Genomic DNA, 12,762 nt, shown 5'->3' on the forward strand with positions numbered 1-12,762 from the left:
GAGGCGAAGGTACCCTGCGCCCAGCCGAGCAGCGCCGACAGCATCTGGCCGGTCTGGTTCGAATCGTCATCGATCGCCTGCTTGCCGACGATGATCAGGCCGGGCTGTTCGGCTTCCGCCACACCCTTGACGATCTTGGCAACCGCCAGCGGCTCGACCTGATCGTCGGTCTCGACGAGGATGGCGCGGTCGGCGCCCATGGCAAGGGCGGTGCGCAACGTCTCTTCGGCCTTGGCCGGACCGACGGAAACGACCACCACTTCCGAGGCCTTGCCGGTTTCCTTCAGCCGCAGCGCTTCCTCGACCGAAATCTCGTCGAACGGGTTCATCGACATCTTCACATTGGCAAGCTCCGGTTTCCTTCAGCCGCAGCGCTTCCTCGACCGAAATCTCGTCGAACGGGTTCATCGACATCTTCACATTGGCAAGCTCGACGCCCGAACCATCCGGCTTCACCCGGATCTTCACGTTGTAGTCGACAACACGTTTGACCGTTACAAGCAGTTTCATCGGAGATCCTCAGGCAAGCGTATAGGCGGTTTTGACGGTTGTGTAGAATTCGGCGGCGTAGCGGCCCTGTTCGCGCGGGCCGTAGGAGGAGCCCTTGCGGCCGCCGAAGGGCACGTGGAAATCGACGCCGGCCGTCGGCAGATTGACCATGACCATGCCGGCTTCCGAATTGCGTTTGAAATGGGTGGCGTGCTTGAGGCTCGTCGTGGCGATGCCCGACGAAAGGCCGAAGCTGGTGTCGTTGGCGACGGCCAGCGCCTCGTCATAATCCTTCACGCGGATGACGGCGGCGACGGGGCCGAAGATTTCCTCGCGGGCGATGCGCATGTCGTTCGTCGCCTCGGTGAAGAGGGCGGGGGAGAGGTAGAAGCCGGGGGCTTCCCGCTGCAGCCGTTCTCCGCCGAAGGCGAGCTTCGCACCTTCCGAGCGGCCGATGTCGATGTAATCGGCGTCCTGCTTCAGCTGGCTTTCGTCGACCACCGGGCCGATATGCGTGCCGGCCTTCAGCGCGTCGTCGATGACGAGGCCCTTCAGGCGCTCCGTCAGCGCGGCGACGAAACGGTCATGGATGCCTTCGGTGACGATCAGGCGCGAGGAGGCGGTGCAACGCTGGCCGGTCGAGAAGAAGGACGAATTGGCTGCCGCCTCGACGGCGACGGCAAGATCGGCATCGTCGAGCACGACGAAGGGGTTCTTGCCGCCCATTTCGAGCTGGAATTTGCGGTTGTGCTCGACCGAGGCGAGCGCCACACGCTTCCCGGTGCCGACCGAGCCTGTGAAGCTCAGAGCGTGGACATCGGGGCTGTCGAGCAGCGTCTGGCCGACGATGCTGCCGCGGCCCATGACGAGATTGACGACGCCGGCAGGCGTGCCGGCACGATGGAGGATATCGACGAGCGCCCAGGCGGAGCCCGGCACGAGATCGGCGGGCTTCAGGACGACGGTGTTGCCGTAGGCGAGCGCCGGCGCGATCTTCCAGGCGGGGATGGCGATCGGGAAATTCCACGGCGTGATGATGCCGACGACGCCGACGGCCTCACGAGTGATCTCGACGCCGATATTCGGGCGCACCGAAGGGAGCACCTCGCCGGAAAGACGCAAGGTTTCACCGGCGAAGAAATCGAAAATCTGGCCGGCGCGCGTCACCTCGCCGATCGCTTCCGGCAGCGTCTTGCCCTCTTCGCGGGCAAGCAGGCGTCCCAGCTCTTCCTTGCGGGCGATGATTTCGTCGCCGGTCTTCTTCAGGATCGCATGGCGCTCGAGGATGCCGGAGCGCGACCAGGCCGGAAAGGCGGCCTTGGCGGCGGCGATGGCGGACTGCGTGTCCTCAGCGCTTGCACGGGCATAGTCGCCGACGACGTCGTTGGTGTTGGAGGGATTGATGTTCGCCGAGGCGTCGCCGGAGATCCATTCTCCGGCAATCAGGTTTTTGTGCAGCATTGTCTTTTCCGTTCAGTGCAGGCCGAGATAGGCTTTGCGGACGTCTTCATTGTCGAGGAGGGCGGCACTTTCGCCGGAGAGGTGGATGCGGCCGTTGACCATCACGTAGGCGCGCTTCGACAGTTTCAGCGCGTGGTTGGCGTTCTGCTCGACGAGGAAGATCGTCTTGCCCATGGCAGCGATCTCTCGCAGCACCTCGAAGACACGCTTGACGACGAGCGGCGCGAGACCCAGCGATGGTTCGTCGAACAGGATCAGCTCCGGCCGGGCCATCATGGCGCGGGCGATGGCGAGCATCTGCTGTTCGCCGCCGGACATGGTACCGGCGGTCTGGTTGCGGCGCTCCTTCAGGCGCGGGAAGAGCTCGAACATGGTCGCCCGGTCTTCTTCGAAATGCGCCATGCCGATAGGCGTCGTGCCCATCATCATATTTTCCTCGACGCTCATCTCCTGAAAGATCTGCCGCCCTTCCGGTACCAGCGCGATCCCGCGGCGTGAAATCCGGTTGGTCGGCACGCGGGAAATATCCTCGCCGCGATGCAGAATCTTGCCCGAGGATGCCCGCGGCGAGCCGAAGATGGTGGACATCAGCGTCGTCTTGCCGGCGCCGTTGGCGCCGATCAGGCTGACGATCTCGCCCTTGAAGATATGGACGTTCACATCCTTCAGGGCCTCGACGGGGCCGTAATGGGCGCGAACGCCGGAAAATTCGAGCAGGGGTGCCTCGCTCATGCCTCAACCTCTTCTTCGCTGACGCCGAGATAGGCGGCGATGACGGCGGGGTCGTTCGCCACATGCTCGGGCGTGCCGTCGGAAATCACCTCGCCATGGTCGAGCACGACGACGTGGTTGGAAATGCGCATCACCAGCCCCATGTCGTGCTCGATGACGAGCACCGTCTGGCCGTGCTCGCTGCAGAGCCGCTGGATGACTTCGGAAAGCTCGCGCGTTTCCGACGGGTTGAGGCCGGCGGCCGGCTCGTCGAGGCAGATGAGCTTCGGTCCCGTGCACATGGCGCGGGCGATTTCTAGCCGCCGCTGGCGGCCATAGGGCAGTTCGCCCGCCAGCCGGTTGGCGTCCTCGACGAGGTTCATTTCGCCGAGCCAGTGATAGGCCCGGTCGATGGCTTCGCGCTCGGCCCGGCGGAAGGCGGGAGTGCGGAAGATGCCGCTGACGAGGTTGTTGGCCGTCACCAGATGCTGGGCGACCAGCAGGTTCTCGACGACTGACATTTCCTTGAACAGGCGGATGTTCTGGAAGGTGCGGGCAATGCCGGCGCGGGTGACGAGATGCGAGCCGCCGGTGATCGGCTTCGTCATCAGCGCGCCGATATCCTGCGGACCTTCGCGTCCGTTGAGCAGAATCTGGCCTTCGCTGGCGCGGTAGAAGCCGGTGATGCAGTTGAACATCGTCGTCTTGCCGGCGCCGTTCGGGCCGATCAGGGCCGTGACGCCGCCGCGTTCGACGCAGAAGCTGACATTGCGGTTGGCGACGATGCCGCCGAAGCGCATGGTGACATCGCGGACGTCGAGCAGGGGCGCGGTCATCGGGCTGCCTCCGGGCTTGCGGCAAGCGGAGCGGTATCGCTGTCCTTGACCGCAGTGCTCGGGAAGAAGGCCGGGCGCTGGATGCGAACGAGGCCGCGGGGTTTCCAGATCATCATCACCACCATCAGCACGCCGAAGATCAGCACGCGGTATTCGGCGAAATCGCGCAGCAACTCCGGCAGGATCGTCAGCACCAGCGCAGCGGCGATGACGCCGACGGTGGAGCCGAGGCCGCCGAGCACGACGATGGCGAGGATCAGGGCGGATTCGAAGAAGGTGAAGGAAGTCGGGTTCACGAAGCCCTGGTGGACGGCGAAAAACACGCCGGCCAACCCGCCGGTCGAGGCGCCGAGCATGAAGGCGGTGAGCTTGGTGAAGACATGGTTGACGCCGAGCGAGCGGCAGGCGATCTCGTCTTCGCGCAGCGCCTCCCACATGCGGCCGAGCGGCATGACGCGCAGGCGCTCGACGGCATAGACGACCAGGCAGACGACGAGGAACAGCACGGTATAGATGAACCAGAACTTGTAGTCGGCGCTGTAGGCGATGCCGAAATAGTCGTGCAGCGGCACGCCGCCCTGCTTGGCCGTGCGGGTGAATTCGAGGCCGAAAAAGGTCGGGGTGGGGACCGGCGCGCCGTTCGGCCCGCCGGTGAACTCCAGCCAGTTGTTGAGCACGAGGCGGATGATCTCGCCGAAGCCGAGCGTGACGATGGCAAGGTAGTCGCCATGCATCTTCAGAACCGGGAAGGCGAGCACCATGCCGCAGAGACCGGCGAGGAACGGGGCGATGACGAGCGCGCTCCAGAAACCGAGACCGAGATATTGCGCGCCGAGCGCCAACAGATAGGCCCCGACCGCATAGAAGGCGACGAAGCCCAGATCGAGCAGGCCGGCAAGGCCGACGACGATGTTGAGCCCGAGGCCGAGCAGACAGTAGATCAGCGCCAGGATGGCGATGCCGAGGAAATATTTGTCGGCGAAGAAGGGCAGGGCAAGGCCGGCAACGAAGATCAGCGCGAGGATGAGGACGGGCGATTTTTCTCTGCCGGTCATGACGGTGACGCCGCTGCCGTTTCCGGCGGCCTTGCCGGCGATGCTGCGGCCGAAGGCCGTCATGCCGACCAGCGACAGCGCGATGCGGCCGGCGGTGACGATGGCGGCCAGCAGTACGGCGCGCGTCAGTTCGTTGCGGAAGGAGAAGCCGTCCAGCACCAGGCCGGAGATAGGGCCGAAGAGCACCAGCGAGACGGTGAAGGTGAGGAGCGCCTGCTTGAGAAGCGTCAGGAAGCGGTTCTGTTCCATGGGTCTCCTCCTCACACTTTCTGGATTTCCGGCCGGCCGAGCAGGCCGTAGGGGCGGAAGAACAGGAGGACGATGAGCAGCGCGAAGGCGAAGACGTCCTTGTAGTCGGTGCTGACATAGCCGGCGAACAGCGCTTCCGTCAGCCCGAGCAGCACGCCGCCAAGCACCGCTCCGGGCAGCGAGCCGATGCCGCCGAGCACGGCTGCGGTAAACGCCTTGATGCCCATGACGAAGCCGATGAAGAAGTTGAACGAACCGTAGTTGAAGGTGACGAGCGTGCCGCCGACGGCGGCCGTGGCGGCGCCGATGACGAAGACGGTCGAGATGATGCGGTCGGTGTTGACGCCGAGCACAGCCGAGATGCGGATGTTCTGCTGGGTCGCCCGGCACTCGCGGCCGATGCGCGTGTAGTTGATCACATAGGTCAGGATGCCCATGGCGATCAGCGAGGCGAACAGGATGACCGTCTGCATGTAGGTGATCTGCGCGAAATGGGTGTCGTTGCCGAAGCGGAAGGCGCCGCTGATGAGGGTCGGCACGCCCTGGTCGCGCGCCCCTTGCGAAATCTGCACATAGCTTTGCAGCATCAGCGAGATGCCGATGGCCGAGATCAGCGGGGCGAGCTTGGTCGAACCGCGCAAGGGCCGGTAGGCGACGCGCTCGATGGCCCAGCCATAGACGGCGGTGATGGCGCAGGTGATCACCAGCACCGAGATCAGCGCGAAGGGCACCGACTGGATGCCGAAGAAGCTGAGCACGGCAAGAGTGATCGCGGCGATATAGGCGGAGACCATGTAGACGTCGCCATGGGCGAAGTTGATCATGCGGATGACACCGTAGACCATGGTGTAGCCGACGGCGATCAGGCCGTAGATCGTGCCGAGCGTGATGCCGTTGAACAGCTGCTGGATGAGGATGTAGACATCCATACGAGAACCCCCTGACGTTCAGGCCCCGGAATTCGGGCAAGGTGAGGCCAGCCGGACGACGGCCCGGCTGGCTTGGGCGGATTGCCCTTACTTCACGAGAACGGGGGTTCCCTTGTCGTCGAAGTTATAGAAGACGAACTTGAAGTCCTTGATGTCGCCCTTCTCATCCCAGGTGATCTTGCCGATGGCGGAATCGACCGTGTTGCCGCGCAGCCAGGCGGCCTGCGCATCGAGGTCTTCGCCGGCCTTCAGCGCCGCGACGACCGCCTGCGCATTGGCATAGCCGTAGAGGACGTAGTTGGCCGGGGTGATGTTGGCCTTGGTCAGCGTGTCCTGAACGCCCTTGGTCGAGGGGTCTGCGAGCGGATCGGGCGTTGCGGAGTAGTAGACGTCCTTCAGGTTGGCAGCGCCGCCGGCAGCCGCGACGAGTTCGGCCTGGGCGAAGGAGTCACCCGAGACGAAGACCACGTCGACGCCCTGTTCCTTGAGCTGGCGGATAAGCGGGCCGCCTTCCGGAATGAGGCCGCCGAAATAGACGGCGTTGGCGCCGGTGCTCTTGATCTTGGTGACGAGCGCGTTGAAGTCGCGTTCGCCGCGCGTCAGGCCTTCATAGAGAACCGGCTGGACGCCGCGGGCTTCCATGGTCTTCTTGACGGCATCGACGAGGCCTTGGCCGTAGGTATCCTTGTCATGGATGAGGGCAATCTTGTCGCGCTTCAGCGTGTCGAGAATGAAGCCGGCGGCGACGACGGCCTGCTGGTCGTCACGGCCACAGCCGCGGAACAGATTGTCGAAGCCGCGGTCGGTGACGGCCGGATTGGTGGAGGACGGCGTCATTTCGAGGATGCCGGCATCGTTGTAGATTTCGGACGCCGGGATCGTGCTCGACGAGCAGAAGTGACCGATCACCGCCTGAACCTTGTCCTGATCGACGAAGCGGTTGGCGACGGCCACAGCCTGCTTGGGTTCGCAGGCGTCGTCGCCCTTTACCAGCTCGACCTGCTTGCCGTTGATGCCGCCGGCCGCATTCACCTCGTTCACATAGGCGGAGACGCCGTTATAGACCTGCTCGCCGAAGGTGGCGTTTGCGCCGGTATAGGGGCCGGCGACGCCGATCTTGATCGTATCGGCGGCAAAGGCCGGCGCAAGAAGCAGGGAGGAGGTGAGTGCAGTCGCCGCCAGGAATTTCGAAATGTAGGTCATGTGGGCTTCCCTCTGGTTAAGCCATTAACGTTCTCAGCGGATGCGGTTTGGTCCGCATCTCTTGTCGTTGCAGGGGCAAGCGCGGTCATTTCGCTCTGCGCTGACCCTTGGAAGGACGGGAAAACAGGAAATCACGACGTTTCCGTCCGATTTGCGCCCCACACGCGCGGTGTGGGATCGCCTCCAAGTCTTGTCGCCACTGAAAGGAGTATATGGGCTGGCCAGTCACGGACCTGCGTAAGAAATTCAGTCGATCGACAAGCTATCCTTGACAGATCGACGATCTCGAAAGGGCTTGAACGATGGGGAAAAGCGCGGCAGATCCCACGGCCGACGGGCGCGCAGGAGCGCGGCGCATCCGGCGGATACACGGACGCTTTGTCAAAGGGCGCCTTGTCCTTCAACCGGCAACGAAAGGGTCAGGCTTTCGCTTTGCTGCCTGCCGGCTCGGCCAGCGTGGTGCGGTAGCGGTTGAGGCTTTCTTCCAGATGGGCGGAGAGCGCCTGTTTCGCGGCCTTGGCGTCGCCCTGGGTGATCGCCGCGAGGATGGCGGCGTGTTCCTTGTTGATCTTCTTCAGATAGGCATTGTAGGAGCGGCCGGACTGGCTGTGCTTCAGCACGAGATCGAAATTGATCTCGCCCATCACCGCTTCCAGAAAACGCGGGAAATGCGGATTGCGCGTCGCCTTGGCGATGGCGAGGTGGAATTCGAAATCGGCGCGCGCCTCGATCTCGGCGTCATCCGTGTCGAGGTTTTCGATATGATCGAAGGCACGGGCGATCTCGGCCAGCGCCTCGGGCGTGCGGCGCTGGGCGGCGAGTGCCACCGACTGCATCTCCACGCCAAGCCGCAGCTCCAGGATCTGCATGGCCGAGCGGATGTCGTCGATGCGGCTGATTTCGAAATTCAGCGTTCTGGCATCCTTTTCCGTCACGTAGACGCCGGCGCCCTGGCGGGTGATGACGCGGCCGGCGACCTTCAGCGAGGTCAGGGCCTCGCGGATGACGGTGCGGGAAACGCCGAATTCCTCGCAGAGCAGCGCGCTTGACGGGATTTTTTCGCCGGGCACGTAAAGCCCGTCGTCGATGCGTTCGGCCAGCTTGGCGACGACGATTTCAGCGAGATTGCCGCGCTGCGTTATGACCGACATTGCGATACAGCCTCTGGATCATACTTCAAATTCATCACATATCATACGTGGTATCCCTACCCAAGGGAAGCGCCGCGTTCTCTTGCAGGACGGCGCGGATCACCTGAAGCGGATGGGGAAGCCGGCGTCCCTCCATCAGCTTGGCCTGCGACCGGCAGGAATAGCCCGTCGCCATCACCACATCCGCCACGGTCGCGGCAAGCGCCGGCTGCCAGCTCATGGCGTAGAGCGTTTCGGACAGCCCGCGGTTGCGCACCTCGTGGCCGAAGGTACCCGCCATGCCGCAGCAGCCGGTTTCGCCGGTCGCGAGGTCCATGCCTAATCTGGCGAAAACGGCCTGCCACTGGCCGGTAGCGGCCGGCGCGTTGCTGCGCTCGGTGCAATGGGCCATGAGCAGGACGCGCTTTTGTTTTCCATTTTTGAGGGAGGGCAGGCGGTCGAGCATGGCGACCAGCCATTCCTGCGGCAGGAGGACACGGGTTTTCATTCCGGTGCCGGAATATTCGCTGCGGAAGGTGAGGGTCATCGACGGATCGATGCCGACCAGCGGTACGCCGGCTTCCGCCAGTCGATCGATGGCTGCGGCGGTGCGGCGGGCGGTTTTTTCGAAGCGGCCGAGATAGCCGTGCACATGCAGCGCCTTGCCGTTGACCAGCGGCGGCGCGATGAAGGGAGAAAGCCCGAGCAGCCGCGCCACCGCCACCGCATCGAGCAGCACCTGCGGATCGAAATGCTCGGTAAAGGCATCCGGCACGAAGACGACGGCTCTGGCCCGCGCCGCCGCATCGAGGCGCGACAGCTCCGCCGGCGTTGCGACGGGCACGTTCTGCCCGGCAAGCGTGCGGCGCAGGGACAGCGGCGGAAGAACGGGCATCGCCGTGAGGCCGGCCCGGCGCATCAAGGCCTGCCCCACCTGCGAACCGGCAACGACATTGTGGAGCGGCCGCATCCGCGCCATCAGCGGCAGGGTAGTTTCGATGGCGGCGACCAGCGGGTCCTTCAGCGGCCGCAGATAGCGCTGATAGTAGAGCGCGAGGAACTTGGCGCGGAAGGCTGGTACGCTGACCTTGACGGGACATTGCCCGGCGCAGGCCTTGCAGGCGAGGCAGCTGTCCATCGCCGCGCGCACCTCATGGGAAAAATCATCGCGATTGGCGGGGTTGAGGCTGTTCCACAGCTGGTACACCCATCTAAGCGGATGCTGCCGCGCGGCCTCGCGGCGCGGATCGATGCCCTTCTCCGCAAGCCGCCGCAACCATTCGCGCATCAGGGAGGCGCGGCCCTTCGGGGATTGGCGCCGGTCGCGCGTCGCCTTGTAGGAGGGACACATGAGGCTGTCGGCATCGAAATCGAAGCAGGCGCCGTTGCCGTTGCAATAGGCGGCATTGTCGAAGGCGGCGCGGATGTCGTTGCCGATCTGCCGGTCGAGCGTGCCGCGCAGCGGGATTTCGTCGATCTTCGGCAGCGCCTTGCCGGCGGGGGCGACGATCTTGCCGGGGTTGAGCTGGCCGAGCGGATCGAAGGCGGCCTTGATTTCCTGCAGGCGCGGGTAGAGCGGCCCGAAGAATTCCGGCACATATTCCGAACGCACGCCCTTGCCGTGTTCGCCCCAGAGCACGCCGCCATATTTGCGCGTCAACGACACAACGGCATCGCTGATGCGGCGGACCAATGCCGCATGCTCGAGACGGGTGAGATCGAGTGCCGGGCGCACATGCAGCACGCCGGCATCGACATGGCCGAACATGCCGTAGGTAAGGCCTTCCCCATCGAGAACCGCCCGGAACTCGCGGATATAGGTGGCAAGATTTTCCGGCGGAACGGCGGTATCCTCGACGAAGGGTACGGGCCGGACCGGGCCATCGACATTGCCGAGCAGGCCCACCGCGCGCTTGCGCATCGTCCAGACGGCCTCGATCTCCGCCTTGCCCAGCGTCGTCGTAAAACCCTTGCGGCCGGCAAAGGGGCTGCTTTGAAGCGCCACCGTTACGGCCGAAAGCTTTTCTGCCAGTTCCTGCGGCGTATCCGCCAGTATTTCGGTGATGTTGATGCCGTTTGCCGGACCATCGGCATCGTCGGGAAAAAAGGCAGCGATGCGGGGCCAGACGATATCGCCCTTGGCAAGCCGCAGCACCGTTTCGTCGATGGTCTCGACCGAGGCGACATCGAGCGCCACGAGATTGCGCGCGTCTTCGAGCGCGGCATTGAAGTTGTCGTAGCGGATGTTGACGAGCGCCGCGCAAGCCGGGATCGGCAGCAGGTTCAGCTCCGCCTCGGCAATCATCGCCAGTGTGCCCTCGGAGCCGCAGAGCACGGCGTTGAGGTCGAACCGGCCATCCTCGCGGACGAGGTGGGCAAGGTCGTAACCGGTCATGAAGCGGTTGAGTTTCGGGAAGATACGCTCGATATCGGCGCGGTCGTCCGTGGCGATGCGCGCGAGGGTGCGGTGGATCTCGCCGATCCGGTCGGGCCGGGTTTGCAGCGCCCGCAATTCCTCCTGGCACACCGGCCGGGAGGAGAAATCGGTGCCGTCGGTCAACACGACGCGCAGCCCCAGCACATGGTTGCTGGTCTTGCCGTAGAGGCACGAACCCTGGCCGCAGGCATCCGTCGAGATCATGCCGCCGATCGTCGCCCGGTTGGAGGTCGAAAGCTCGGGCGCGAAGAACAGGCCGTGCGGCGCCAGCGCCTTGTTGAGCTGGTCCTTGACAACGCCGGCCTCCACCCGCGCGATGCGGCGCACGGGGTCGATGTCGAGGATGCGGTTCATATGCCGCGAGCAATCGACGACGATGCCGGATGTCAGCGACTGGCCGTTGGTGCCGGTGCCGCCGCCGCGCGGCGCAAGCGCCACACCGGAAAATTCGGGCACGGCAAGCGCCTGCGCAATGCGCTTCAGATCGGCAACGTTCTTCGGAAAGACAATGCCGGCCGGCTCGACCTGATAAATGGAATTGTCGGTGGAAAAGACATGACGGTCCGCCGCCGACGTGCCGATGTCGCCTTCGAAGCCGAAGCCCGGCAGAGAGCGCAGGAAAGCCTCGTTTGGCGAGAGCGCGCGTGGTTCGGTTCCAAGGCGGGGGATCATGGCGAGGTCCAAAAAAGGGCTTGTGCTTCACTTAAGTTGGCATATAAGTGATAACATGCCAATATGGTGGCGCAACCGAAAATCGCGAGGTCGGAAACGTGAAGAACCAGTCTGTTGTCATCGTCGGCGGCGCGTCCGGCCTCGGGCTCACCACGGCGAAGCTGATGATCGCGCATGGCGCGACGAAGATCGGCCTCATCGACCGCAACGAGGCGCTGCTGGCCGCCTCCGCTGCGGAGCTTGAGGCGCTGGGGGCGCAGGTCGCGACCGCCGTTGCCGATATTTCCCGCGCCGAAACGGCCCATGGCGGCTTCGAGGCGGTGGCCGCCAGGCTCGGCCGCATCCATGCGCTGGTCAACAGCGCCGCGATCTATCCGCGGAAAGCCATCCTTGAGATTTCCGACGAGGACTGGGACCTCGAAAACGCCATCAACATCAAGGGCACCTATCACATGATGGTGGCGGCCGTGCGCCATATGCGCCAGTTCGTCAACGCGCCCGAAGTGACCGGCCGCATCGTCAACGTCACCTCCGTCGATGCCTTCAAGGCGCATCCGCAGAATGCCCATTATGCCGCCACCAAGGCCGCCGTCGTCAGCCTCACCAAGTCCTTCGCGCAGGAATGCGCCGCGGACCAGATTCTGGTGAATTCGGTCGCACCGGCCGGCTTTGCCACCGACCGCGCCAAGGAACTCGGCTTCCTTCCGGAGCTTGCCAAGGCAAGCGCGCTCGGCCGCGCCGCCGAGCCCGTCGAAATGGCCGAATGGATCGTGATGATGGCATCGAGCCGCAACACCTATGCCACAGGCGAGAATGTGGTGATCAGCGGGGGCTACATCTATGTCTGACGCCTATCGCATTGCCGTCGTCACCGGCGCCACCAGCGGCATCGGCAAGGCCATCGTGCCGACCCTGCGCGCGCGCGGCCTCACCGTTTATGCCGTCGGCCGCAACCAAGCGCAGCTTGCCGAGCTTGCGGACAAGACCGGCGCGATCCCGGTGCAGGCGGACGTGCGCGATACCGCTGTTATTGCGCAGGCGCTCGAGGGTGTCGAGGTCGACGTGCTCGTCAACAATGCCGGCATCCTCTCGACCCGCGCCGCGTTTCAGGAGATCGATCCGGCCGAAATCGACGCGATGATCGACGTCAATCTCAAGGCGCCGCTGCATCTGACGCGTGTCGTGCTGCCGGGCATGGTGGCGCGCAAGCGCGGCCACCTCATCTATATCGGCTCCAGCGGCGGTCAGGCGCCCTACCCGAACATGGGGGCCTATGGCGCCTCCAAGGCCGGCCTCAGCCTGTTCTGCGACAACCTGCGCTGCGATCTGCTCGGCACCTCGGTCCGCGTCAGCGAAATCGTGCCCGGCCGCGTGCAGACGGAGCTTTATCGCAGCTCCATCGCCAACAATCAGGCGCAGGCCGTGCTGTATGACGGCTATCGGCCGATCCAGCCGGAGCATATCGCCCGTATCGTCGATGACGTGATCGCACTGCCGGTCTATGTCGACATCGCCCGCGTCGAGGTTTTCCCGACCGATCAGGCGACAGGCGGCGGAACGATGGTGAAATTCGAAGCGGAGTGAGACACG

At 64.3% G+C, this 12,762-nt stretch carries 10 protein-coding genes and 1 pseudogene; 2 read left to right on the forward strand and 9 right to left on the reverse strand.

What is annotated here, in order from left to right; translation table 11 throughout:
• The 9 genes and pseudogenes from ASC86_RS22395 to ASC86_RS22435 all read right to left on the reverse strand — a co-directional run.
• Positions 1 to 510, reverse strand: a pseudogene (locus ASC86_RS22395) (electron transfer flavoprotein subunit beta/FixA family protein); the annotation flags it as partial.
• Between the two features lie 9 nt (positions 511 to 519).
• Positions 520 to 1,950: an aldehyde dehydrogenase family protein gene (locus tag ASC86_RS22400; protein WP_056326600.1), complete on the reverse strand. Its 1,431-nt coding sequence runs from the start codon at positions 1,948 to 1,950 to the stop codon at positions 520 to 522.
• A gap of 12 nt (positions 1,951 to 1,962) precedes the next feature.
• The gene (locus ASC86_RS22405) at positions 1,963 to 2,682 is read right to left on the reverse strand and encodes an ABC transporter ATP-binding protein (protein WP_056326603.1); all 720 of its coding nucleotides are present in this window, start codon (positions 2,680 to 2,682) and stop codon (positions 1,963 to 1,965) included.
• Positions 2,679 to 3,497 (reverse strand): ATP-binding cassette domain-containing protein, encoded by an 819-nt coding sequence (locus tag ASC86_RS22410; protein ID WP_056326605.1) that lies wholly within the window; start codon positions 3,495 to 3,497, stop codon positions 2,679 to 2,681. Before ASC86_RS22410 ends, ASC86_RS22405 begins: the two co-directional genes overlap by 4 nt.
• Positions 3,494 to 4,801, reverse strand: a complete 1,308-nt coding sequence (gene livM / locus ASC86_RS22415) for a high-affinity branched-chain amino acid ABC transporter permease LivM (RefSeq protein ID WP_056326607.1) — start codon at positions 4,799 to 4,801, stop codon at positions 3,494 to 3,496. The genes ASC86_RS22410 and livM overlap by 4 nt, the downstream gene beginning before the upstream one ends.
• Positions 4,802 to 4,812: 11 nt before the next feature.
• On the reverse strand, positions 4,813 to 5,730 hold the full coding sequence (locus ASC86_RS22420) for a branched-chain amino acid ABC transporter permease (protein WP_056326608.1): 918 nt from the start codon (positions 5,728 to 5,730) through the stop codon (positions 4,813 to 4,815).
• An 87-nt stretch (positions 5,731 to 5,817) separates the two neighbouring features.
• Positions 5,818 to 6,933 carry a branched-chain amino acid ABC transporter substrate-binding protein gene (locus ASC86_RS22425; protein ID WP_056326614.1) on the reverse strand — a complete coding sequence of 372 codons (1,116 nt, stop codon included), beginning with the start codon at positions 6,931 to 6,933 and terminating at the stop codon, positions 5,818 to 5,820.
• 419 nt (positions 6,934 to 7,352) lie between these two features.
• Positions 7,353 to 8,084, reverse strand: a complete 732-nt coding sequence (locus ASC86_RS22430) for a FadR/GntR family transcriptional regulator (protein ID WP_056326616.1) — start codon at positions 8,082 to 8,084, stop codon at positions 7,353 to 7,355.
• A gap of 34 nt (positions 8,085 to 8,118) precedes the next feature.
• A complete protein-coding gene (locus ASC86_RS22435; protein WP_056326931.1) occupies positions 8,119 to 11,172 on the reverse strand; it encodes an FAD-binding and (Fe-S)-binding domain-containing protein in 3,054 nt (1,017 codons plus the stop codon).
• 98 nt (positions 11,173 to 11,270) lie between these two features.
• On the opposite strand from ASC86_RS22435, the gene ASC86_RS22440 reads away from it, so the two are divergent.
• Together ASC86_RS22440 and ASC86_RS22445 are read left to right on the forward strand one after the other, a co-directional pair.
• A complete protein-coding gene (locus ASC86_RS22440) occupies positions 11,271 to 12,020 on the forward strand; it encodes an SDR family oxidoreductase (protein ID WP_056326618.1) in 750 nt (249 codons plus the stop codon).
• The gene (locus ASC86_RS22445) at positions 12,013 to 12,756 is read left to right on the forward strand and encodes an SDR family oxidoreductase (protein ID WP_056326622.1); all 744 of its coding nucleotides are present in this window, start codon (positions 12,013 to 12,015) and stop codon (positions 12,754 to 12,756) included. The genes ASC86_RS22440 and ASC86_RS22445 overlap by 8 nt, the downstream gene beginning before the upstream one ends.
• Positions 12,757 to 12,762: the final 6 nt, after the last annotated feature.

This window comes from Rhizobium sp. Root1212 (genome assembly GCF_001424985.1).
GTDB lineage: Bacteria > Pseudomonadota > Alphaproteobacteria > Rhizobiales > Rhizobiaceae > Pararhizobium.